14 protein-coding genes are annotated in these 22,667 nt (G+C 43.3%); all 14 read left to right on the top strand.

Annotated features, from left to right (window positions below; all coding sequences use genetic code 11):
- Positions 1 to 4 precede the first annotated feature (4 nt).
- The 14 genes from AC1DXF_RS21775 (at position 5) to AC1DXF_RS21710 (ending at position 22,270) form a co-directional block, all read left to right on the top strand.
- Positions 5 to 805, top strand: a complete 801-nt coding sequence (locus AC1DXF_RS21775) for a DUF4350 domain-containing protein (protein WP_477450811.1) — start codon at positions 5 to 7, stop codon at positions 803 to 805.
- Between the two features lie 415 nt (positions 806 to 1,220).
- Complete coding sequence (locus tag AC1DXF_RS21770; RefSeq protein WP_477450810.1) at positions 1,221 to 1,781, top strand: RNA polymerase sigma factor; 561 nt, start codon at positions 1,221 to 1,223, stop codon at positions 1,779 to 1,781.
- Between the two features lie 100 nt (positions 1,782 to 1,881).
- Positions 1,882 to 2,769: a FecR family protein gene (locus AC1DXF_RS21765; RefSeq protein ID WP_477450809.1), complete on the top strand. Its 888-nt coding sequence runs from the start codon at positions 1,882 to 1,884 to the stop codon at positions 2,767 to 2,769.
- A gap of 166 nt (positions 2,770 to 2,935) precedes the next feature.
- Entirely contained in the window at positions 2,936 to 6,301 is a 3,366-nt protein-coding gene (locus AC1DXF_RS21760) for a SusC/RagA family TonB-linked outer membrane protein (RefSeq protein WP_477450808.1), read from the top strand.
- 11 nt (positions 6,302 to 6,312) lie between these two features.
- Positions 6,313 to 8,022, top strand: coding sequence for a RagB/SusD family nutrient uptake outer membrane protein (locus tag AC1DXF_RS21755; protein ID WP_477450807.1), 1,710 nt, complete (start codon positions 6,313 to 6,315; stop codon positions 8,020 to 8,022).
- Positions 8,023 to 8,197: 175 nt separating this feature from the next.
- Positions 8,198 to 9,754: a rhamnogalacturonidase gene (locus AC1DXF_RS21750; RefSeq protein WP_477450806.1), complete on the top strand. Its 1,557-nt coding sequence runs from the start codon at positions 8,198 to 8,200 to the stop codon at positions 9,752 to 9,754.
- A 16-nt stretch (positions 9,755 to 9,770) separates the two neighbouring features.
- Positions 9,771 to 11,054 (top strand): PQQ-dependent sugar dehydrogenase, encoded by a 1,284-nt coding sequence (locus tag AC1DXF_RS21745; protein WP_477450805.1) that lies wholly within the window; start codon positions 9,771 to 9,773, stop codon positions 11,052 to 11,054.
- A gap of 8 nt (positions 11,055 to 11,062) precedes the next feature.
- Positions 11,063 to 11,506 (top strand): c-type cytochrome, encoded by a 444-nt coding sequence (locus AC1DXF_RS21740; RefSeq protein ID WP_477450804.1) that lies wholly within the window; start codon positions 11,063 to 11,065, stop codon positions 11,504 to 11,506.
- 31 nt (positions 11,507 to 11,537) lie between these two features.
- Complete coding sequence (locus AC1DXF_RS21735) at positions 11,538 to 12,758, top strand: glycoside hydrolase family 88/105 protein (protein ID WP_477450803.1); 1,221 nt, start codon at positions 11,538 to 11,540, stop codon at positions 12,756 to 12,758.
- Positions 12,759 to 12,760: 2 nt separating this feature from the next.
- Positions 12,761 to 14,578 (top strand): glycoside hydrolase family 28 protein, encoded by a 1,818-nt coding sequence (locus AC1DXF_RS21730; RefSeq protein ID WP_477450802.1) that lies wholly within the window; start codon positions 12,761 to 12,763, stop codon positions 14,576 to 14,578.
- Between the two features lie 198 nt (positions 14,579 to 14,776).
- Positions 14,777 to 16,660 (top strand): glucosidase family protein, encoded by a 1,884-nt coding sequence (locus tag AC1DXF_RS21725; RefSeq protein ID WP_477450801.1) that lies wholly within the window; start codon positions 14,777 to 14,779, stop codon positions 16,658 to 16,660.
- Between the two features lie 28 nt (positions 16,661 to 16,688).
- Positions 16,689 to 17,534, top strand: coding sequence for an SMP-30/gluconolactonase/LRE family protein (locus AC1DXF_RS21720; RefSeq protein WP_477450800.1), 846 nt, complete (start codon positions 16,689 to 16,691; stop codon positions 17,532 to 17,534).
- 1 nt (position 17,535) lies between these two features.
- The gene (locus AC1DXF_RS21715) at positions 17,536 to 20,115 is read left to right on the top strand and encodes a glycoside hydrolase family 95 protein (protein ID WP_477450799.1); all 2,580 of its coding nucleotides are present in this window, start codon (positions 17,536 to 17,538) and stop codon (positions 20,113 to 20,115) included.
- 1 nt (position 20,116) lies between these two features.
- Complete coding sequence (locus AC1DXF_RS21710) at positions 20,117 to 22,270, top strand: glycoside hydrolase family 31 protein (RefSeq protein WP_477450798.1); 2,154 nt, start codon at positions 20,117 to 20,119, stop codon at positions 22,268 to 22,270.
- The last annotated feature ends 397 nt before the right edge of the window (positions 22,271 to 22,667 follow it).

The following is a 22,667-nucleotide window of genomic DNA, read 5'->3' as shown; positions in this document are numbered from 1 at the left end:
ACTGATGCAATTTAAACGATACACCATAATAGCATTACTTGCAGGAATATTTATACCTGCAGCAAGGGCTCAAACTAAAACCGTTACTTTGGATTATTTCTTTAATAATGAATATCGTAAAAGTGCATCGGGTACAATGGAACGTTTTCATTATACCTGGGAGGATACCAAAAGTTCCGGATATTCAATATGGGGGGATATTTTTAAACAGCATGGTGCAAGCCTGAAAAGCCTTACAGAGCAACCCAGCGCAGAAAGTTTAAAAGGAACCGATATTTATGTTATTGTTGACCCTGATACGAGGAAAGAAACGGCCAATCCTAATTATATTGAGCCCCGGCATATTGAAGCCATAACCGGTTGGGTTAAAAATGGTGGCGTGTTGGTAATGCTTGCAAATGACAGTGCTAATGCCGAACTACCTCATTTAAATAATCTTGCTGAAAAATTTGGAATTCATTTTAATGATGATTTATATAAGCATGTTATTGACAAACAATTTGAAATGGGAGCGATAAATGTGCCCCCGGATAATCCTGTATTTAAAACTGCCAGGAAGATTTATTTAAAGGATATAGCAACGCTTAAATTATCGTTAAACGCAAAACCGGTACTTACAGATAGTAATAAAGTAATTGTAGCCATTGCCCGTTATGGAAGGGGGATAGTGTTTGCAGTTGGCGACCCGTGGATATATAATGAATACACCAACGGGCGGCTTACACCGTCAATGGGTTTCGAAAATGATAAAGCGGCCGGGGATATAACCCAATGGCTATTATCTCAAATACCTAAAAAGGAATAATTTAATAAACTAATGCTGAAAATGCTGATTTTGATTGTTGTAAAATATAAAATGCAGTAAATAAGTATCTTATATTCAACTATTGATGCAGGTTTTTAAGTAACATTTATGTTGCTATTTTGTACTTATTCAATTTTTATATACTTTTAAATAGTGGCAGCATGTATCCGTCAAAAAATATAAACCAAGTTAACATCGTATAAATAATTTACACTTAAAATAAAATAGAGTTGTTTTAACAGCTTATAAATTAACTTTAGTGTAATTAACCGGATAGCAATATAGATGAATAAATTGCTAAATTAATTGCATAAACAAGCCGTAATTATATTTTAATTGCGATACCAATTACAAAACCAATTATTGATAATACAAACTTGCCAAAAAGCGGGCTTTATTATTTGATCCATAAAAAATGCTGTCTGAAGTAGAATTAATAACACTAATTAAGCAGGGGGATATCCGCGCCTTTGACGAGTTTTATAAAAGAAACTGGCGAGGCTTATATCAGGCTGCTTATCGTTCAACAGGTTCATCTGATGATGCCAAAGATCTGGTGCAAACGGTTTTCATCAGTTTATGGAATTGCCGGTTCACACTTTGCCCCGATCAATATAATTCATCTTACCTGTTAAGGGCCTTAAAGAATAATATTATCAATTTTTACAAAAAGGATGCGATCAGGAAAAGGGGAGTGGATGAATTATCGCAGCTGAGCAGTGGTAACGAATTTACTAACGAAGATGATTTAATTGCCAAAGAACTCTCCAACACCATTGAAGGCCGCATTAAAGAACTTCCCGGTAAAATGCAGCAGGTGTTTGTATTGTCCCGTCAACAAAACTTATCTATCAGTGAGATATCTGAGATGCTCAATATAGCCCCCCGTACCGTAAAAAACCAGATTTCCAATGCCCTCAAAATATTACGCACAGGGTTGGATGTGTTCCTGGTAATAATTTTTCTTTTTTTTTAATAAATCTGGTACCAAAACCAGTTGGGCTTGTATTATAAGTACCAATGCATGAACTGCCTTGTAAGCAGGATATTTTAAAACCAAATACACTTTTACAATAATGATAAAATGGCTGAAGCCTGGTCATAAGCCTGTTGCCGGTGAAGCACATCTGCAGGATGAGGTAGCTATGAAGGCAATAGAGAAGCAGATGTTAAATGCCATCCATAAAGAAATTTATGGTAAGTGGTATTTCATCAAAACCACATCCGGCAAATATGCTGTGGCTGCTTCGTTTGTACTTTTATGTTGCTCCATTGCCCTGGGCCTTAAACTTTCCTTTAAAAATAAAATCAACTTTGTTACAGTAGCCGCCGCCAATGGACATATCAACATTGTCGCCCTGCCCGATGGCTCAAAGGTTTGGTTAAATTCGGGCTCAACTATCCGGTATCCAGATAGGTTTGATAAAACCCGGGAGATACAGTTGATTAACGGCGAAGCTTTTTTTGATATAAAGCACGATGAACATTCTCCTTTTATAGTTCACTACGGCAGTTTACATGCGCGTGTTTTAGGAACAGCCTTTAATATAAAATACTTTAAAAAACTTAGCGACGTAAGGGTAACCGTAACAAGAGGGCGGGTTGAAGTTGGCAAAGGCCATGAAAGTTTCGGCGTACTTGCGCGCGACAATGAAGTATCCTACGATCAGTTAAGTAATCAGCACATCATCCGTAAAGTTGATTCGAAAAAAATAGCAGCCTGGACAACCAACGAGGTTAATTTATATGACGTTTCTTTTGCCGAACTGATGCTCAGGCTAGAAAACATTTATAACGTTCACATCACTTACGATCATGATAAATTGAACGCACTGCCAACAACTATTCATTTTTCAAATAACGATAATTTACAGCAGGTGCTTGAAATTATTAAAACAATACATCGCGTTAGCTATACGGTAAAGGGAAGGGAGGTGATTTTAGAAAAAACACATAACAAATAACAAACAAAAAATGCCAATGTCCATAAGCAAAGCTTTGCGGACATCGGCACTGTAGTTAATGTAAGTTATTGGCAGGTTCCAAGCTAAACCAATGATTTACATAGTTTTTTAAGACAAAAACTTTGTAAAGATGATAAAAAAATTGACTAAATTTTTTACTTTTTTCATGAAAGTATCAATAACTGTAATAGTGTGCTTGCTGGTGTTTTGCCAGTTGTTGCTTGCTAAAACAGCAAACAGCCAGATTTCAGCCACGCTTGTCAAAATTTCTTTTGGCAAGGAAAGTCTGCAGAGCTCCATCAGTAAGCTCGAAAAACAAACGGGCATCAAATTTTCCTACAACCCCGAAGATTTGAAGGGGTATTCGGTTAAACCTAATAAATTCAAAGAGGAAAAACTGAGCAATATCCTTAATTATCTTTTTTCTAAAACACAGCTTGCGTTTAAAGAAATTAGTGATGGCATTGTAATTTACGACAAAACGGCAACACTGAAAACCAGTTTGTTCACCGATAAATCTTCAGGACCGGATATAAAAACCGAATCGGCCGATATTACGGTTACGGGTACTGTATCAGATTTAAACGGTCCCCTGCCGGGTGTATCAGTCGTGATTGAGGGCAGTACCAAAGGCGTTATCACCAATACCAATGGCGGCTATTCACTTAAAGCAGCGCCCGATGCTATACTCGTGTTTTCTTCTATCGGTTACAAAACACAAAAAATCAATATTAACAACCAAACCGTCATCAATGTAACTATGGTAAGCGACCTGAGGTCGTTAAGCGATGTTATAGTGGTTGGTTATGGTGTTCAGAAAAAGTCGGACATAACGGGTTCAATAGTTTCTGTTAATGAGCAGGCGCTTCGCGATATTCCGGCCGCAAATATAGGCCAGGCCTTGCAGGGGCAGGCTGCCGGTGTTGATATTCAAAAAAGCGCAGGTAACAGCCATCCGGGAGCTACGCCTTCAATTTTAATCAGGGGTACCAGGTCAATCAACGCCTCAAATTCACCGTTGATCGTGGTTGATGGCCTTCCTTTCAACGGAAGCCTTAACGATATAAACCCGGATGATATCACTTCTTTAGAGGTATTAAAGGATGCTTCTTCAACCGCCATTTATGGTTCAAGGGGTGCCAACGGAGTTTTGCTGGTTTCTACCCGTCGCGGTAAAAAAGGTGGTACATCAATAACCTACAGTGGTTATGCCGGTTTTAACAAGCCACTGGGGCATTATAATGTGATGAACGGTACTCAGTTTGAAGACCTTAAAAAATGGGGCCTAATTAACGGCAATCCCGGCAAATATTCGGGAATTGACGATCCTGCTTTTTTAACAGATGGTTCGTTTGCCCCGCAGGAAGTAGCTTCAATTAAAAGCGGGCGCAGTACAGATTGGCAAGACCTGATCTATAAAACCGGTTTTGTTACCGACCATCAGTTAGGTGTTTCCGGTGGTAACGATTTAACCCAGTACGCGATATCAGGCGGGTATTATAACGAAACCGGTATATACTTCGGCCAGTCATTCGTGCGGTATTCTATCAAGTTAAGTATTGATCAGCAATTGGGTAAAAATGTTAAAATTGGCTTAAGCAGCTTAAATACCTTAAGCTATACCAATGGCGAAAATGCCAACCCACTTGGCCAGGCGCTCAGGGCAAGCCCGCTTTCTACCCCGTATGATGATGCTACCGGTAAATTAGTAGGGTTTACAGCAGGCAGCGCCAACCAGGTTTGGAACCCCCTTGCTAACTTTGTTCCCGGCGCCGTTGCCGAAACCCGCAAACGGTTTGGAACGTTTACCACTGCTTATGCCGAGATTAACCTGGCCCCAGGCTTAAAATACAGGTTTAATGGCGGTGCCGAAATACGGCCCGATATATACGGAAATTACTACGCCAGTGCAACCACCAATAACCTGGGCGGCGCATCTACAGCAAATAACCAAAGTACTTACAGCTATAACTATACGCTTGAAAACATTTTAACTTACGACAAAACAATTGCCCAAAAGCACCATATCAATTTTACGGGTCTTTACAGTTTGCAGGAAAGTCAATCGCAATCTAACTCATTCAGTTATAACAACATCCTGTCAGACGGTATTCAGTATTTCAACCCGCAGTATGGAGCTAATCTGAGCGGATCCGGTTCGTACTCAAAATGGGATATTATATCCTACATGGCAAGGGTAAATTATGGCTTTGCCAATAAATACCTGCTTACATTAACCATGCGTTCAGATGGTTCATCGCGCCTGGCACCAGGTAATAAATACCATGTGTTCCCTTCGGCGGCAGCTGCCTGGAATGTTACCCAGGAACCCATGTTTAAAGATTCGCACGTGCTATCAAATCTTAAATTGCGGGTAAGCTATGGTACGGTTGGTAATACAGCAATTAACCCGTACCAAACATTGGGCGCCTTAACGTCGGTTAACTATAACTTTGGTTCTACCAACCTCACCGGGGCCTATCCAACAAACGTACCCAATCCCAACCTTACCTGGGAGTATACATCCACATTAAACGCCGGTGTTGATTTTGGTTTTCTTGACGGACGGATAACGGGTGCCGTTGACGCTTACCGTCAGTCTACCAGGTCGTTATTGCTTCCTTTGTCTTTACCGCCAACATCCGGTATCCCCAACAGCATTTTAACCAATGTTGGCCAAACGCAAAACAAGGGTATCGAAATAAGCGTAAGCAGTGTTAATATACAGGGCAACGGCAGAAACAGCTTTAGCTGGACTACCAGCGCCAACATTACCTTCAACCGCGGAACAGTAACCAAATTAGCAAGCGGTGTTACCCAGGATATCGCGAATAACCTTTTTGTCGGGCAGTCTATCAATGCCATCTTCGATTATAAAAAGGTTGGAGTATGGCAAAATACTGCCGCCGATACCGCGCAGGCTAAAAGCCTGGGGCTTACCACTACAGGTACTGGTTCTGTTATAGGCACCATGAGGGTAGAAGATGTAAACAAGGATGGAAAGATTAGCGCAAGCGACAGGATAGTACTTGGATCCGATCAGCCAAAATATACCGGCGGGTTTACCAATCGTGTTGCCTACAAAGGGTTTGATTTTACTATAGTGGGCGTTTACAGGGTAGGTGGTTTAATAACCTCCAGGTTATTTCAAAGCGGCGGTTTTGTTAATACCTTCCAGGGCAATTATAATAATTTGAATGAAGATTACTGGACACCAACCAATCATCAAAATTATTATCCGAAGCCAAACTCTGCATCAACCAATACACCTTACTCATCGTTACTGAGCTATTTTGATGGTACTTTCCTTAAAATAAGGAGCGCTACCCTGGGTTATTATATGCCCGAATCAATAACAAAACGTATTAAGGCAAAGTCATTAAGAATATATGCAACGACGCAAAATCCATTTATACTTTTTTCGCCGTACCGCAATACTTTTCACGGCCTTGACCCCGAAACAGCCGGAAGCTTAGCCATTGATACTCCTCCCACAAAGTCATTTACATTCGGTATTAACATGACACTTTAAATTAAAATAAGATGAAAAGGATATCTATATATTTATACAGCTGTTTATTTTTAGGTCTGATGGTTACCTCGTGTAAAAAAACATTGGTAGAAGCTCCTAAATCAACTTTAACCCCAGCTTTTTTTACAACAACACAGGGTTTCATGTCGGGCCTTACGGCAGCATATGCCGGTTTTAGGACCATTTGGGGGCCCGATACCTATTTTGAAATGACTGTACCCGGTACCGATGAGTTTATTGCCGGTAACGATGGTAATAACGGCCTGGTTAAATACAACAGTAATTTTAATACTGCCGATGGTATAGTAGCAGGCATCTGGAAAAATTGCTATACTTATATCAATACCTGTAACGGGCTGATTGATAATGCTCCGGCCAGCCTCGACGCCGCCACAAAAGCAAGTTTAATTGGCGAGGCTAAGTTTCTGCGGGCCAACTATTACTTTATATTAGTTCAGTTTTGGGGCGATGTAACCTTAAATAAAAGCTTTCAGGCAACCCCAACAACTTCTGCCGCCCGTGCCCCGATGGCCGATGTGTATACTTTTATAATTCAGGACCTAAAAGATGCCATAGCTGCTTTGCCTGTGGGGCCGTTAACCAATGGCGTACAGCCAGGCAGGGCTACCAAAGCTGCGGCCGAGCATATGCTTGCAAAAGTTTACTTAACAAGGGCGGGTTCATCGGCCAAACAAGCTGATGATTATAAAAACGCCTATACCAACGCTATTGATTTAATTACCAATATTGCCCCTGGTGCAGGTATAAAGCTGCAGCAGGATTTTGGAAAAGTATTTGCCGAAGGCAATGAAAGTAACAGCGAAATATTGTGGACAGTACAGCATACTACTACACTGGCCTACAATGGTTCGCCTACTCAAAATAATAGCGGTCCCGATAATTTGCTGTGCCATTTATTTGCGCCTAAATATGAGGTGCAGCCAGGTATGCAGCGAAGCACACTTTATGGCCGCCCTTATATACGTGCTGTACCTACCCATTGGCTTACCGATACCGTGTTTAAAGAAAGGGTGAACGACCAACGGTATAATAAAACATTTCAAACCACATGGTTATGTAACAATGCAGCATCTATACCAAACTGGCCCAATCCTTTACCGGCCGGTGCGCCCGCAGGCGCGCAACCAGGCGCACCTAAATTTACTGTAGGCGATACAGCTATATGGATGCCGGGTTATGACATGACAGCAAGCCAAATTGCAGGTTACCGTTACCAGGTTATACCACCCCGCAAATACAGTATTGGCCTATCGCCCGCCATGATCAAATATTTTGATACCAAGCGACCCGATCAAAATTCGCCATCCAGCAGGCCTATCATCATATACAGACTGGCCGAAACCTATTTAATTGCTGCCGAGGCGTTATATATGGATGGCCGTGTAGCTGATGCCGTACCGTACATAAACGCGGTGCGTGAAAGGGCTGCTTATCCATCGGGCAACGCTGCCGCAATGGATATCACTGCTGATAAAATTACACTGGATTTTATTTTGGATGAGCGTTCAAGGGAACTATGTGGCGAGCTGGTACGCTGGCTTGACCTGGCCCGCACTGGCAAATTACTAGAAAGGGTAAAGCTGCACAATACCGATGGTAAAAATAACATCAAACCATTTCATGTGCTGCGGCCAATTCCGCAAGCACAAATTGATGCTACAATTACTGGTACTCCTTATCCGCAAAACCCTGGTTGGTAAGTTAGTGTCATGTCAAACTTCAATTGTCGGTTAGTCTTAAGTCGGAAGTCTTGAGTTCTAAGTAGGAAACAAGCAAAACGCGACTTGAGACTTCCGGCTAAAAACTATTGACTTAATAACAGGGTACTTTTAACATCTATTTATAATAAACAGAACGCAATAATTAAAACTATATATGAAAAAGCATAACCCGGTTCCTGGTATTCTTTTTACTTTTCTTTTGTTTTTTTATGGCCTTACAGCTTTTGCAGGCGTTTATCCGGCGCCCGAAACATCACCATATAATGTAAAACTTTATGGCGTAAAAGGAGATGGCAAAACCATTGATACCAAAGGGATTAATAAAGCAATAGATGCGGCGGCAACAGCTGGCGGGGGCACTGTTTACTTTCCTGCAGGCAATTATTTGTGTGGTTCTATTCATCTTAAAAGCAATATCTCTTTATATATTGATCAGGGGGCTACTATCATAGCGGCCCCCATTGCCGATGAATCGGGCTATGATTTACCCGAAGACAAGATCGACAACAAATACCAGGATTTTGGGCACAGGCATTGGCATAACAGTTTGATATGGGGCGAAAACCTGCATGATATTTCCATATTAGGCCCCGGTACCCTTTGGGGAAAAGACCTGGTACGGAGTAATAAAGGAGAGGATGACAAACGTCCGAACAAAACCATCAGCCTTTATTTATGCCGTAATGTGATTATTAAAGACATATCCATATTGCATGGCGGCTGGTTTGGCATCCTGGCTACCGGGATAGATAACTTTACTATTGATAATGTGAAAATGGATACCAACCGCGATGGGATGGATATTGATTGCTGCCGAAATGTGCGTATTTCCAATTGCAGCGTTAACTCGCCCTATGATGATGGTATATGTTTGAAAAGCACCTTTGGGCTTGGCTTTGCCCGCGCTACAGAAAATGTTACCATCACCAATTGCCAGGTAAGCGGTTATGATGAAGGTTCGTTTTTAGACGGTACCTTTAAAAGGAACGAAAAAAAATACTCCGATGGCAATCCTACAGGCCGTATAAAAATGGGCACCGAATCAAATGGTGGATTTAAGAATGTCACCATTTCAAATTGTGTATTTGATTATTGCCGTGGTTTGGCTCTTGAAACTGTTGATGGCGCGCTTTTAGAAGATGTTACCATTACCAATATTACCATGCGCGATATTGTAAACGCTCCAATCTTTGTTCGCCTGGGCGCGCGCATGCGTGCCCCTGAAGGCACACCTGTTGGCGCACTCAGACGAGTTATCATCAGCAATGTGGTATGTTATAATGCCGATAATAAGCATGGCGCAATCATAAGCGGAATCCCAGGCCACGATATTGAAGACCTGCGGTTAAGTAACATCAGGATCTATTACAAAGGTGGCGGTACTAAAGAACAATCAACACGTGAAGTGCCTGGTTTAGAAAAAGAATATCCCGAACCATACCGTTTTGGTACAATGCCGTCCTACGGTTTCTTTATCCGCAATGTTAAAGATTTTAAAATGAATGATGTGGAGGTAAGTTATATTGATGAGGATCTTCGCCCGGCATTTATACTTGATCATGTAACCGGTGCCGATTTTCAGCACATCAAAGCGCAGAAAGCGGCCAATGCACCGGCATTTGTTTTAAATGAAGTAAAAGATTTTAACATATATAATAGTTTGCCGGTTGCAAACACCAGGATGGCAGATGTGAATAAGAAGGAACTTTAATAAAATAAATAATTGCATGAAAAGTAAACTATCCAGGTCAATAATAATACTTACAGCGCTTGCAGTAAGCATAACACTTTATGCCCTAAAACCGGCAGCCGATGTAGTGCCCGACGCCGATAATGCCGGTTTAAAATTGCCCGCCGGCTTTGGCGCCTTAAAAGTTGCCGAAACGGGTGCCAAGGCAAGGCATTTAGTGGTTACGCCACAGGGCGATATTTATGTAAAGCTTGCAAAGGTTAATAAAGAAGGTAAAGGTATTTTAGTATTTCATGAAGCTGCAAATGGCAAGGCCGAACTCAAATCGGGCTTTGGCACTTACGGTGGTACCGAGGTTTATTTAAAAAACGGGTACCTGTATGCTTCATCCAATACCGAGGTGTTCAGGTATAAGGTGAATGATAAAAATGAAGTTATTAACCCGGATCAGCCCGAGAAAATAGTTACCGGTTTAAAGGCGGGCCGCCAGCATGAAACAAAATCGTTTGTATTGGATAACGATGGCAATATTTATGTAAACATAGGCGCCTGGTTTAATTCGTGCCAGGAAAAAGACCGTGGGTTACATTCACCCGGAATACCGGGCTGCCCTATTCTTGATTCGATGGGTGGAGTGTGGCAGTTTAAAGCCGACAAATTAAACCAAACCTATGGCGATGGTGTGCGGTATGCAACCGGGCTAAGGAATATGGTGGGTATGGACTGGAATCAGCAGGACAACCAGCTTTTTGTAATGCAGCATGGCAGGGATAACCTCAATAGCTCATGGCCCGAACTGTATACCACCAAACAATCTGCCGAGTTACCAGCCGAATGTTTATACGCCCTTAAAAAGGGCGACAATGCAGGTTGGCCGTTTATGTACTATGACCAGATTCAGCATAAGAAGATACAAGCCCCTGAGTATGGCGGCGATGGAAAAAAAGAAGCAGATGCTAAATTTATCGATCCGGCTGCCGCCTATCCTGGCCATATGGCGCCCAATGGTTTGCTGTTTTATAGCGGCAATCAATTTCCGGCAAAATATAAAAATGGGGCCTTTATAGCATTTCATGGCTCATGGAACAGGGCTCCCGAACCACAGGCCGGATACTTCGTAGTTTTTCAGCCATTTAAAAATGGAAAGCCCGACGGCGATTGGGAAGTATTTGCAGATGGTTTTTCGGGCTCACCCGAAAAAACCGCGGCTGGTCGTGCCGATCATCGTCCCTGTGGGCTTGCCCAGGGCACCGATGGATCTTTGTATGTTACTGATGATTCAAAAGGTACCATATACCGCATTATCTACACTAAAAAATAGTTGCCCCAATGAGAAAATATTTAATGATTATCACCTTCATTTTTAGCTGCTCTCAGTTAATGGCCCAGGTTAAAGCATCAGTAAAAAAACGGACTAAACCCCGGCAAAGCTTAGCTGCCCCGGTGGTTGACGGCAAAAGTGTATATGTAAAATATTGTTTAACCTGTCACCAGGCCGATGGGGGCGGGGTACCTAACATGAACCCTCCGTTAACTAAAACATCTTATGTGCTGGGCGATAAAACCCGCCTGATTAAGGTTGTGCTTAACGGGTTTTCGGAAAACGTTGATATTGATGGTGAATCATACTCCAACGTGATGCCTGCACATGATTTTTTGAAAGACCAGGAAATCGCTGCTGTGTTAACCTATGTCAGGAAAAATTTTACCAATAAAGCAGGTGCAATAAGTACGGCGCAGGTAAAGGCTGTAAGAGCCGTTAATAAAAAATAAATCCTTTTTTAAAACAGATACCTTAAATATTATGAAATCATTTTTATACTTATTACTAATGGTTTGCCCGGCGATAGCATTTGGGCAGGATACCAACACCGAAGCAGTTGTTCGCAAAGTTGCCGACAATATAGTTCAAAACACCTCATTTAAATTCATCAATTCCAGTACCAAAGAAAAATACGATTCTACCAAAGGGTTGGCATCATCAGCTGATATTAAAGCTGATAGCAAGTACAATAAGTGGGCTTATGTAAACGGTGTTTTAGCCATTGGCATGGTACAAACTGCCGATGTGCTTAAGGATAAAAAGTACTCGGAGTATTCCCAACACAATTTTGCGTTCATTTTTGATAACCTCAATTACTTTGAAACGCTTTACAAAGCTAAAACAACACCGAGGGTAGAATATGGTTCGGTATTCAATATCACCAACCTCGACGCTTGCGGTGCAATGTCTGCCGGGTTGTTTGATGTAAATGCGCTGGCACCAAGAAAAGATTACCAGGCCTATTTAGAGAGATCAGCAGCTTATATATCAACCAAACAGATGCGCCTGGCCGATGGCACATTTGCACGGCCCCAACCACGTTTTGGTACCCTTTGGGCCGATGATATGTTTATGAGCATCCCGTTTTTAGCGCGTATGGGCAAGCTTACGGGCAACACCAAATACTTTAATGATGCGATAAAACAGGTAGAGAATTTTAACAAATATCTTTATGATCCTGCTACCGGCCTTTTCTTTCATAATTATTATTCTGACGATCAAACCAATGGAGTAGGCCATTGGGGCCGCAGCAATGGCTGGATAGCAATGGCACAGGTGGAGCTGTTAAACAATTTGCCGGCAAATCATCCTAAACGCCCCGAACTGATCAAATTGCTGTTGAGGCAAATTGTAGGTTACTCCCGCTACCAGGACCAAACCGGTTTATGGCACCAGTTATTGGATAAACCGGATTCATACCTGGAAACATCAGTTACAGCTATGTACACTTATGCCGTAGCACGTGCAGTAAACCAGGGATGGATCAATGAAAAATATATAGCTATAGCCCAGGAAGGATGGGATGGGTTAAAAACCAAAATTACAGCCGCCGGAGAATTGCAGGATGTTTGCATTGGTACCAACATGGATACCGACATTAAATTTTACTACACCAGACCAACTGAGCTAAACGATACACATGGCTTAGGCGCACTGTTACTGGCCGGAACCGAAATGCTTAAAGCAGAAAGGAAAAAATAACCATGTACAAGCTAACCAGGCTATTGCTTAGGGAAATCGCTTTTAAAATCGAGAAAAAAACAGGAGGCACCTACGGAGCCAAAAAACGAGACACTTTTCACTATAAACACATAACTCCGCTGGAGTTGAAAATAGTCGGTGAATCAATGACTCCAGCGGAGTCACGTGTTTATAGCAAAGGAAACCTAAAAGCCTGGCTCCGTAGGTGCCTCCTCTTTAAAAGCGATTTCCCTGGACTGTTGTTGGGTATTATCCTTACGGTGGCATGTAATTTAAGTTTGTTTGCTGCCGATGTAGATATCACCGCTTACGGTGCCGTAGGTAATGGCACCACTTTAAACACTGATGCTATTCAAAAGGCAATTGACGCCTGTTATAAAAGCGGTGGTGGTAAAGTTGTTATTCCTGCGGGAGTGTTTTTAACAGGTACAATTGCATTGAATGACAATATTACCCTGCAGCTAAACAAAGAGGCTGTTTTATTAGGCAGCACCGATGTTAACGATTATAAAAATCTTGATCCGTTTGTGGATGGGCTTGGCATAAGTGTTGGCTGGGCGCTGGTTGTAGCCGTTGATAAAAAAAATATAGGCATAGCGGGCGAGGGTACCATTGATGGCCAGGGATCAAAACTCAAAGCGCAGCAAATATTAACCGATACACGTGCGGAGTCGCAGCGCTGGGGCAGGCGTCCGTTTTTATTGCGTATTGTACGTTGCCAGAACGTTGCTTTAAATGGTGTTACCCTAAATTATGCCGCAGCCTGGACATCGCATTACTTTCAATGCAAACATGTAAGTATTAAAAATGTAAAAATTGTAAGCAGGGGCGTAGCACACAATGATGGCATGGATATAGATGGCTGCCAGGATGTTACTATTAAGGATTGTGATGTGGAAAGCGGCGATGATGCTTTGTGTTTTAAAACAACATCAAGTAAAATGGCCTGTAAAAACATCGTTGTTTCGGGCTTGCGATTAAAAAGCGGCCAGGGAGCAATCAAGATCGGAACTGAATCCATGGCGGCATTTGAGAACATCAACATATCACAATGTTATATTTATGATACAGCCAATGGCGGTATCAAGTTGCTTTCTGTTGATGGCGCAAATATCAGGAATGTCCAAATCAGCGATATTACCATGGTTGAGGTAAAAACGCCTATACTCATTCGTTTAGGTGCCAGGTTAAGTGTATTCCGCAAAGATCAGGATAGCCAGCAATCTATAGGAACGCTTGAAAACGTAACCATCAAAAATGTAAAAGCGAAAGCGGCAGATAACGCACAGCTGATGCCGCCATCGGGTATCCTGATAACGGGTATCCCCGGGCATTACATTAAAAACCTGGCATTAGAAAACATAGAGATAAACCTTGCAGGCGGCGGAGACAATGAAAATGCCAGGCAGGTTGTGCCGGAAGCCATTGATAAATATCCGGAAGTAAAAACATTTGGTCCGCTGGTACCGGCCTACGGTGTTTGGGCAAGGCACGTGGATAGATTAAAGATCAGCAATGTAAAATTTACCTTAAGCCATAATGATCTTCGGCCAGCCATTATCTGTGAGGATGGGAAAAACATAGAACTTAATTCCTGCATCATTCCCGAAACTACCGGAGCCCAGGCAGTAATAAGGTTAGAGAATGTTGCCGGGGCCCGCATAAATAATACTACAGTAACCGGATCTGCAGATGCATTTGTGCGTGTTGAAGGCAATGCAAGCCGTGATGTACATATCCTGGAAAATAAAATCCCCGGCATACAAAAAAAGGTTGAGCTATCTGCTGATCTGAAAGCCGGAACAGCTGTTTTGGATTAGAATAATAAAATTGATGATCAATATAAAATGAAGGCAAATATTTGCAAAGTATTTTTAGGCTTGGTTTTTCTGCTACCCTGCAGGCTTTACGCCCAGCAGAGTGCCTTACCGAAACAAACTGATCGCTGGGCCATCCAACCAGATGGAAGTATCAAATGGACCATTAATGGCAGGTTACCTCATACAAATCATATCGAAATGTCGGGAGAAAAAGTATCTGTTTGGGTTCAGTATGGGTTAGATAGCGCTGGCAGATCATCTGTTTTGCGAACGGTGGTGTTCCCAACATTCAGGATGCTGCCCGATGGTACCCGTACCCATATTGATTATACCTTTCAGGATAGCGGGTTGCCCCGGTTTTACATTAATAACCGGCAGTTAAAAACTGATTTAGCCAGCGGGAAAAAATCGGGCGATCTTTCCTATAACATCAAAAGCATCAGCCACAAAGGCATTATGCGGATTGGGGCGACAACAAGCAATCCGGCGCTGGTAAAAATTGAACGGAGTATTTTCCCCTCGGTGGATAAGCCAATGGTTATTGAAAAGTTTGCGTTTACTAATATTACCGATAAACCGGTCACCATTTCCATGGAATACCTGCGGCATGAGGTCAGGACAGATAGCCTTAAAAGTAAAGTAAGGCCCCATTCCATCATCATGGGCTCGGCAAATAGTGGCAGCCGTATAGTGCAACCCGGTGAGCATACAACTTTCGCGGTTTATTATTTGGCAACAGATTTTCCCGGTCAGCCCATTACGGTTAATGCAGATGCGGAAGAAAAAGCCCGTGAAAGCCGTGTAAATACTATTTTATCACCATTGCAATTAAAAACACCGGATACGTTATTGAATACCGCGTTCTCCTTTGCCAAGATCAGGGGAACAGAGAGTATTTACAAAACCAAAGCAGGCTACCTGCATGGGCCGGGCGGGCTGGCATACTATGCCGCCATCTGGGCAAATGACCAGGCCGAGTATATTAGTCCCTTCTTCGCATTTTCGGGAGATAGTATCGGCAACCTGTCGGCCATGACTTGTTACCGCTTGTTTGCCAGGTATATGAACCCGGCGTACAAACCCATACCCAGCTCCATAGTTGCCGAAGGCGACGCTGTATGGAAAGGTGCCGGTGACCGTGGCGACCAGGCTATGATTGCCTATGGCGCTTCGCGGTATGCATTAACGTATGGCCGCGCCGATTCTGCAAAAGTATTGTGGCCGCTCATTACCTGGTGCCTGGAATATAGTAACCGCAAGCTAAACGACCAGGGCGTAGTTATTTCAGATCATGATGAGCTGGAAGGTCGCTTTCCCTCAGGTAAAGCCAACCTGTCAACCAACAGCCTTTATTATGACGCGTTGATATCGGCGGCTTACCTTGGCAAACAACTACATCAGCCAAAAGCACAAACAGACGAGTATTTAAAACAAGCCGCAACCCTTAAAAGTAATATCGAAAAATACTTCGGGACAACCATAGAAGGCTTTAAAACCTACAAATACTACGAAACCAATGATGTACTGCGTGCCTGGATCTGCCTGCCCCTTACCATGGGTATTTTAGACAGGAGCGAAGGAACCATCAATGCGTTGTTTTCGCCCCGCTTATGGACGGCTGACGGATTAGCTACCGAGGCAGGCAAAGAAACCTTTTGGGACCGCTCAACCCTATATGCGCTTCGTGGCGTACTGCAGGCCGGCAAAACAGAAAAAGCAATGGAATACCTGCGTTATTATTCGCGCAGGAGGTTGTTAGGAGAGCATGTACCTTACCCCGTAGAAGCCTATCCCGAGGGTAACCAAAGGCATCTATCTGCCGAGAGCGGACTTTACTGCAGAATATTCACCGAAGGGTTGTTCGGTATGCGACCAACGGGCTTTAACAGCTTCAATTGCACGCCACGGCTGCCAAATGGCTGGAATGAAATGGCGCTAAATAATATTCATTCATTCGGGCACGTGTTCAACCTTAAAATATCGAGGTTGAATAAGGAGAAGTTAAATATTACCATAACCGAGGGTAGCAAAACCATCAAATACAAAGTAAATGACGGGGGTACACAAGCGGTCACTTTATAAGTATCTATAACAAACAAATAATATAACTATGAAGAGCAAACTTTTTAAATACATCCTGCCTGTTTTAATGATAATTACTGTTTATGACAGTAATGCCCAAACACATCAGCTTGAAAAACTTTGGGAAACGGATACGGCTATAAGGGTTCCTGAATCAGTTTTGCCCGATTTTAAAAAAGGTGTATTATATGTATCAGAGATAGATGGAAACCCTAACGCTGTTGATGGTAAAGGAGGGGTAGCCAAAATTACTGTTGATGGAAAAATTACTAACCTTGATTTTACAACCGGTTTAAATGCACCTAAAGGGTTGGGGCGGTTTGGTAATGAGTTGTATGCCGCAGATCTGTCGGAGGTAGTGGTTATTGATATCAAAACGGGTAAGGTTAAAAACAAGATTGTTATTGACAGCGCCAAAGCCTTAAATGATGTTACTGTTAATGATAAAGGCGTTGTTTATGTATCAGATAGTAAAACAAAAAAAATACACCGTATTGAAAATGGCCGTGCAACCACGTTTTTAACAAACGTAAGCGGTGTAAACGGGCTCAAAGCTATCGGCGCCGATCTTTACATATTGGGTGGCCAAAAATTTATGAAAGCAGATAGCCAGGGTAATTTAACACAAATAACAATGCTAAGCTGCGGAGGCGATGGCCTTGAACCTGTTGGTAATGGCGATTTCCTGATTACCTGTTGGTCGGGACATATATTTTATGTAACAGCCGATGGTAAAATAGAAACCCTGCTTGATACACAGGAGCAAAAGGTAAATACAGCCGACCTGGCTTATGATACCGTGAAACACATTTTGTATGTGCCCACCTTTTGGGCTAAAAAGGTAATAGCCTTTAAGTTAACAACAGTTAAATAATATGAGGTTTTGCAAAATACGTTTTCTTAAAAAATATTTGCTTGTTTCGGGTTTGGTAAGTACCGAACTTGCAATGGCGCAAACACACAACACCGATGCCTATTTAAAACTGTGGTATACCAAACCGGCTGTTGCCTGGGAAGAGGCCTTGCCCCTGGGAAATGCTACCACCGGCGCTATGGTGTTTGGCGGTATTAACCACGAGCATTACCAGCTTAATGACCATAACCTATGGTCGGGCTATCCCGAAGCCGGGAACAATCCACAGGCATCAGCGCATTTGCCCGAAGTACGAAAGGCTGTGTTTGATAACGATTTTGAAAAAGCAGCAGAGATATGGAAAAAGTATTTGCAAGGGCCATACACGGCCAGGTATCTGCCCTTAGGCGATCTGCTGCTTAACTTTAACCTGAAAGACAGTATACATTACTACCGCGACCTGAACTTAAATAACGCGGTTTCGAACTTGCGGTTTGAGGCTGATGGTGTGAATTACCAACGGGAAACATTTATAAGCTACCCGGATAAAGTAATGATGGTACGTATCACTGCGGATAAAGAAGGCGCTATTAATTTCACAGCTAATTTGCAAAGCAAGCTTCGCTTCAGCATCGAAAATGATGGCAACAATAAGCTGATTTTAAAGGGTAAAGCCCCAAGTTATGTGGCCAACCGGGAATCCGAACCACGACAGGTAATTTATGATGAGCCAAAAGGGGAGGGTATGAGTTTCCAGATTAACCTCAAAGTAAAAAATGATGGCGGCCGTGTGATAGCCGATAACAATGCATTACAGGTTACGGGCGCCAACCAGGTTATACTTTATTTAACCGAGGCAACCAGCTTTAACGGTTTTAATAAATCGCCGGGGCTGCAGGGTAAAGATCCGGCTATTGAGGCCAATGCGAGCCTGCTTGCCGCCGTGCAAAAAACGTACGAGCAACTCAAGCAAAGGCACATTGCCGACTATCAGCGCCTGTTTAAACGGGTCGATTTTAATTTGGGCGCCGATAGTGGCATGGTAAAGCAACCTACGGATGAACGGCTCAAGAGTTTTAGTGTAGCCAATCCCGATAAGCAATTACAAACCCTGTATTACCAGTTTGGCCGGTATTTGCTCATTGCCAGTTCAAGGCCGGGTAGTGGGCCTGCCAACCTGCAGGGCATCTGGAACGACCAGGTGATACCGCCCTGGGGCAGTAACTATACCACCAACATCAATACCGAAATGAATTACTGGCTGGCCGAAAATACCAACCTTTCGGAGTGCCACCAACCTTTATTTGATTTTCTGAAAGAGCTTGCCGTGAACGGCGCAATTACAGCCAAAGTAAATTATAACATTGATGAAGGCTGGGTACAACACCATAACAGCGATATCTGGGCTAAAACATCGACCGTTGGTAATTTTGACCACGACCCCAGGAGCGCCGTACGATGGACGGCCTGGCCAATGGGCGGAGCGTGGATGAGTCTTCATTTATATGACCATTACCTTTTTACCGGCAACAAGCTTTTTTTGAGCAAAACCGCATACCCTATTATTAAAGGCGCTGCACAGTTTATGCTGCACTGGCTGGTAACCGATCCAAAAACAGGTTACCTGGTAACAAATCCTTCCACCTCGCCCGAAAATACGATTAAAATCAGTGGGAAGGAATACCAGGTAAGTATGGCTTCAACTATGGATATGTCTATCATCCGCGAGTTGTTTCAGGATTGTATAAGCAGCGCGGAGATATTGGGTACCGATAAAGTGTTTGCAGCCCAGGTAAAAGCCGCTTATGATAAACTTTATCCGTTCAACATAGGTAAACACGGCCAGATACAGGAGTGGTTCCAGGATTGGGACGATACTGCAGACACCCACCGGCATATATCACATTTATTTAGTTTGTTTCCAGGCAGGCAGATCTCTGTGTTTAATACGCCCCAGTTGGCTGCCGCTGCAAAACAATCTATGATCTATAGGGGCGATGTAAGCACAGGCTGGTCAATGGCCTGGAAAGTGAACTGGTGGTCGCGGATGCACGATGGCAACCATGCCTATAAAATATTAGGTGCAGCATTTAACTATATGGACCCATTGCAAAAAAAGGGACAAATGAGCGGCGGTGGTACTTACCCCAATTTGTTTGATGCCCACCCGCCCTTCCAGATCGACGGAAATTTTGGAGGAACGGCTGGTATGACCGAGATGCTGTTGCAAAGCCAGGATGGTGAAATAGAATTGTTACCCGCCCTGCCAGATGCCTGGGCCGATGGCAGCATTATAGGCATCAAAGCCCGCGGAAACTTTGAAGTAGCCATCGACTGGAAAAATGGAAAATTGAGTAAAGCGCTGATCAAATCGAACATTGGGGGCAATTGCCGCTTAAGAACCCCGATACCTGTAAAAGTGGTTGAGGTAAGCAGTAAAGCGGCTACAGGTATCAACAAAAACATTTTAGATACGCCACCGGTAACACCGGTTTACCAGAAAGCAGATGACGCCAAACTACCGGATGTATCCTTTAATAAAGGTTATGTAATTGACTTTGCTACAGAAAAAGGTAAAACCTATACCATTATACCTAACTAACATGATAAAAAATATAAAAGGCTTTTTGCTGGTTTGTTTGTTTTGGAGTTTCACCGCAAGGCTTCACGCGCAATCTATCACCTGGACGGAAGTAGAACCCGGAATATGGAAAGGCATTATAGGTAAGCCCGAAGAATATGACTTACTGAAAGTGGCCGGGGTACAACCTTATCATGCTGGTTTAGCGCAAATGCCAAAGACCGCCTTCCCCTTGCCACAGCAGGAAATTACAGGCAATGTACAGGGGGGTAAAACTTACCTGCGCTTTCCGTTAGAAAAAAAAGAGCAGTTGTTTGGTTTCGGTTTAAATTTCCAAACTGTATTTCAGCGCGGTAAAGTGCTTACGCTGCATGTTGACAATTATGCAGGTAAGGATAATGGGCGCACCCATGCACCCACACCTTTTTACGTATCATCAAATGGTTATGGTGTGTTTATCAACTCGGCCAGGTACATCAGTGTATACGCAGGTACAGCAGTAAGGCGCGACAGTAAAGTAACTCCCGAGGTAAAAGACAGAAATCTTGATAAAACATGGAGCTCGCACCCATATTCAGATGGTGTGGAAATGCTGGTGCCCGCTTCTGGGGTAGAGATCTATGTATTTGCTGGTCCAACCACTTTAGATGCCGTACGGCGCTACAATTTGCTAAACGGCGGCGGTTGTTTACCACCACGCTGGGGCCTGGGCTTTACACAGCGCATGCAGCGTTTAACCGATGCGCAGGGTGTTGCAGCTGAAGCAAAGGCATTTGAGGAAAAAGGTTACCCGCTTGATTTTATCGGGCTTGAGCCAGGCTGGCAAAGTAAATCATACCCCTGTACTTTTGAGTGGGACGCAAGCCGGTTTCCTGATCCTAAAGGTTTTGTGCAGGAAATGCTGAAAAAGAATATCAGGCTCAATTTATGGACTAATCCTTATGTATCTCCCGAGGCGCCGGTTTATAAAAGTATTTTACCTTATAGTGGCTCACATACGGTTTGGAACGGTATAGTACCCGATATCAGTATGTCCGAAGCACGTAAGATATTTTTTGGCGAACTGGAAAAAGGCAAAATAGATATTGGCGTCAGCGGCTATAAAATGGACGAGGTTGATGGCGGGGATAATTATTTATGGCCCGACGTAACAAATTTCCCGTCAGGCCACGATGCCGAACAAATGCGCCAGACCTATGGCCTAATGATGCAGCGTTATACCGCCGAAATTTACCATGAACGTAATCAACGTACATTTGGCCTGGTTCGTGCTTCAAATGGTGGTGGTTCTTCTTTCCCTTATGTTATCTATAACGACTATTACGATCACCGGGATTTTATAACCGCATTGGTAAACAGTGGTTTTGCCGGTGTGTTATGGACGCCCGAGGTACGTTCATCCAAAACCGGCGAGGAATGGTTACGCAGGTTTCAGTCGAATGTTTTTTCGCCTATGGCTATGATCAATGCGTGGGCCAGCGGTACCAAACCGTGGTCGTTCCCGGAGGTTGCCGAACAGGTAAAAACAATGGCCAACCTGCGCATGCAGATGATGCCTTACTGGTATAGCGAGTTTGCCAAATATCATTTTGAAGGCATCCCGCCTTTCAGGGCCATGTACCTGGAAGATGGCTTTGTTGGAGGGGAAGTCAAAAATGAGAACAAAAAAGTAAACCTGGAGGAAAACCCGTATGAAGAGGCCATTACCAAAGAGGTTAAAGACCAGTATATGGCCGGCGAATATTTGCTGGTAGCACCAATATTTGCCGGGCAAACCAGCAGAAAGGTAATCTTGCCTAAAGGTAAATGGTACGATTTTTATACCGGGAAGTATGCAGGTGACGGAGAAGTCATCAACGTTATACCGGGCCTGGATAAAATACCGGTTTATGTAAAGGACGGTGGCATTATACCCATGATGCCGGTAATGCTGCACGCGCCTAAAGCAGGGCAGAAGGTTGACCTGGAGGTGAGGTATTATGGCAGCAAACCGGGTACTTATTCTTTATATGATGATGATGGAGAGACGTTTGATTATGAAAAGGGCAATTATACCTTCCGGAAGATCATGGTGAGTAAAGCAAACGGGAAATTAAAAGGTGCGATTACCCCTGCATTAAAGGGGAAACCAGATAATGTTGGGAGGGTGACTTTCAAAGCAATGACGGATTTTTAGGATCCTTTATCCCCGCTTTTTGATTTTTTTTAATTCCCTCCTTGGGGAGGGGTGCGGCTGACAATGTGCGCAAAGGCAGGGAGGGGTTCACCGTGCGACTATAAAACGTATACTTAAACGCCTGATTAAACCCCTACCTTCCCTTCCCCAAGGAAGGAATCGCACGTATCCCCGCTTTTTGATTTTTTTTAATTCCCTCCTCGGGGAGGGGTGCGGCTGACAATGTGGGCAAAGGCAGGGAGGGGTTTCACCGCGCGACTATAAAATGTGCACTTGAACGCCTGATTAAACCCCTACCTTCCCTTCCCCAAGGAAGGAATCGCACGTATCCCCGCTGCTTTTTTGCTCCGTATCTGTCCTGGAGATTTTTAATTCCCTCCTCGGGGAGGGGTGCGGC

The sequence above is a fragment of the Mucilaginibacter sp. P2_A5 genome (genome assembly GCF_056404995.1).
Note: the sequence above shows the minus strand (reverse complement) of the source record. Positions and strands in the feature narration are given on the sequence as shown.

Excerpts from the sequence above, each read along its gene's own strand:
- AC1DXF_RS21720 (WP_477450800.1), top strand. The coding sequence starts at position 16,689 with ATGAAGAGCAAACTTTTTAAATACATCCTGCCTGTTTTAATGATAATT.
- AC1DXF_RS21765 (WP_477450809.1), top strand. The coding sequence starts at position 1,882 with ATGATAAAATGGCTGAAGCCTGGTCATAAGCCTGTTGCCGGTGAAGCA.
- AC1DXF_RS21750 (WP_477450806.1), top strand. The coding sequence starts at position 8,198 with ATGAAAAAGCATAACCCGGTTCCTGGTATTCTTTTTACTTTTCTTTTG.
- AC1DXF_RS21755 (WP_477450807.1), top strand. The coding sequence starts at position 6,313 with ATGAAAAGGATATCTATATATTTATACAGCTGTTTATTTTTAGGTCTG.
- AC1DXF_RS21730 (WP_477450802.1), top strand. The coding sequence starts at position 12,761 with ATGTACAAGCTAACCAGGCTATTGCTTAGGGAAATCGCTTTTAAAATC.
- AC1DXF_RS21710 (WP_477450798.1), top strand. The coding sequence starts at position 20,117 with ATGATAAAAAATATAAAAGGCTTTTTGCTGGTTTGTTTGTTTTGGAGT.
- AC1DXF_RS21715 (WP_477450799.1), top strand. The coding sequence starts at position 17,536 with ATGAGGTTTTGCAAAATACGTTTTCTTAAAAAATATTTGCTTGTTTCG.
- AC1DXF_RS21735 (WP_477450803.1), top strand. The coding sequence starts at position 11,538 with ATGAAATCATTTTTATACTTATTACTAATGGTTTGCCCGGCGATAGCA.
- AC1DXF_RS21740 (WP_477450804.1), top strand. The coding sequence starts at position 11,063 with ATGAGAAAATATTTAATGATTATCACCTTCATTTTTAGCTGCTCTCAG.
- AC1DXF_RS21745 (WP_477450805.1), top strand. The coding sequence starts at position 9,771 with ATGAAAAGTAAACTATCCAGGTCAATAATAATACTTACAGCGCTTGCA.
- AC1DXF_RS21775 (WP_477450811.1), top strand. The coding sequence starts at position 5 with ATGCAATTTAAACGATACACCATAATAGCATTACTTGCAGGAATATTT.
- AC1DXF_RS21770 (WP_477450810.1), top strand. The coding sequence starts at position 1,221 with ATGCTGTCTGAAGTAGAATTAATAACACTAATTAAGCAGGGGGATATC.
- AC1DXF_RS21725 (WP_477450801.1), top strand. The coding sequence starts at position 14,777 with ATGTCGGGAGAAAAAGTATCTGTTTGGGTTCAGTATGGGTTAGATAGC.
- AC1DXF_RS21760 (WP_477450808.1), top strand. The coding sequence starts at position 2,936 with ATGAAAGTATCAATAACTGTAATAGTGTGCTTGCTGGTGTTTTGCCAG.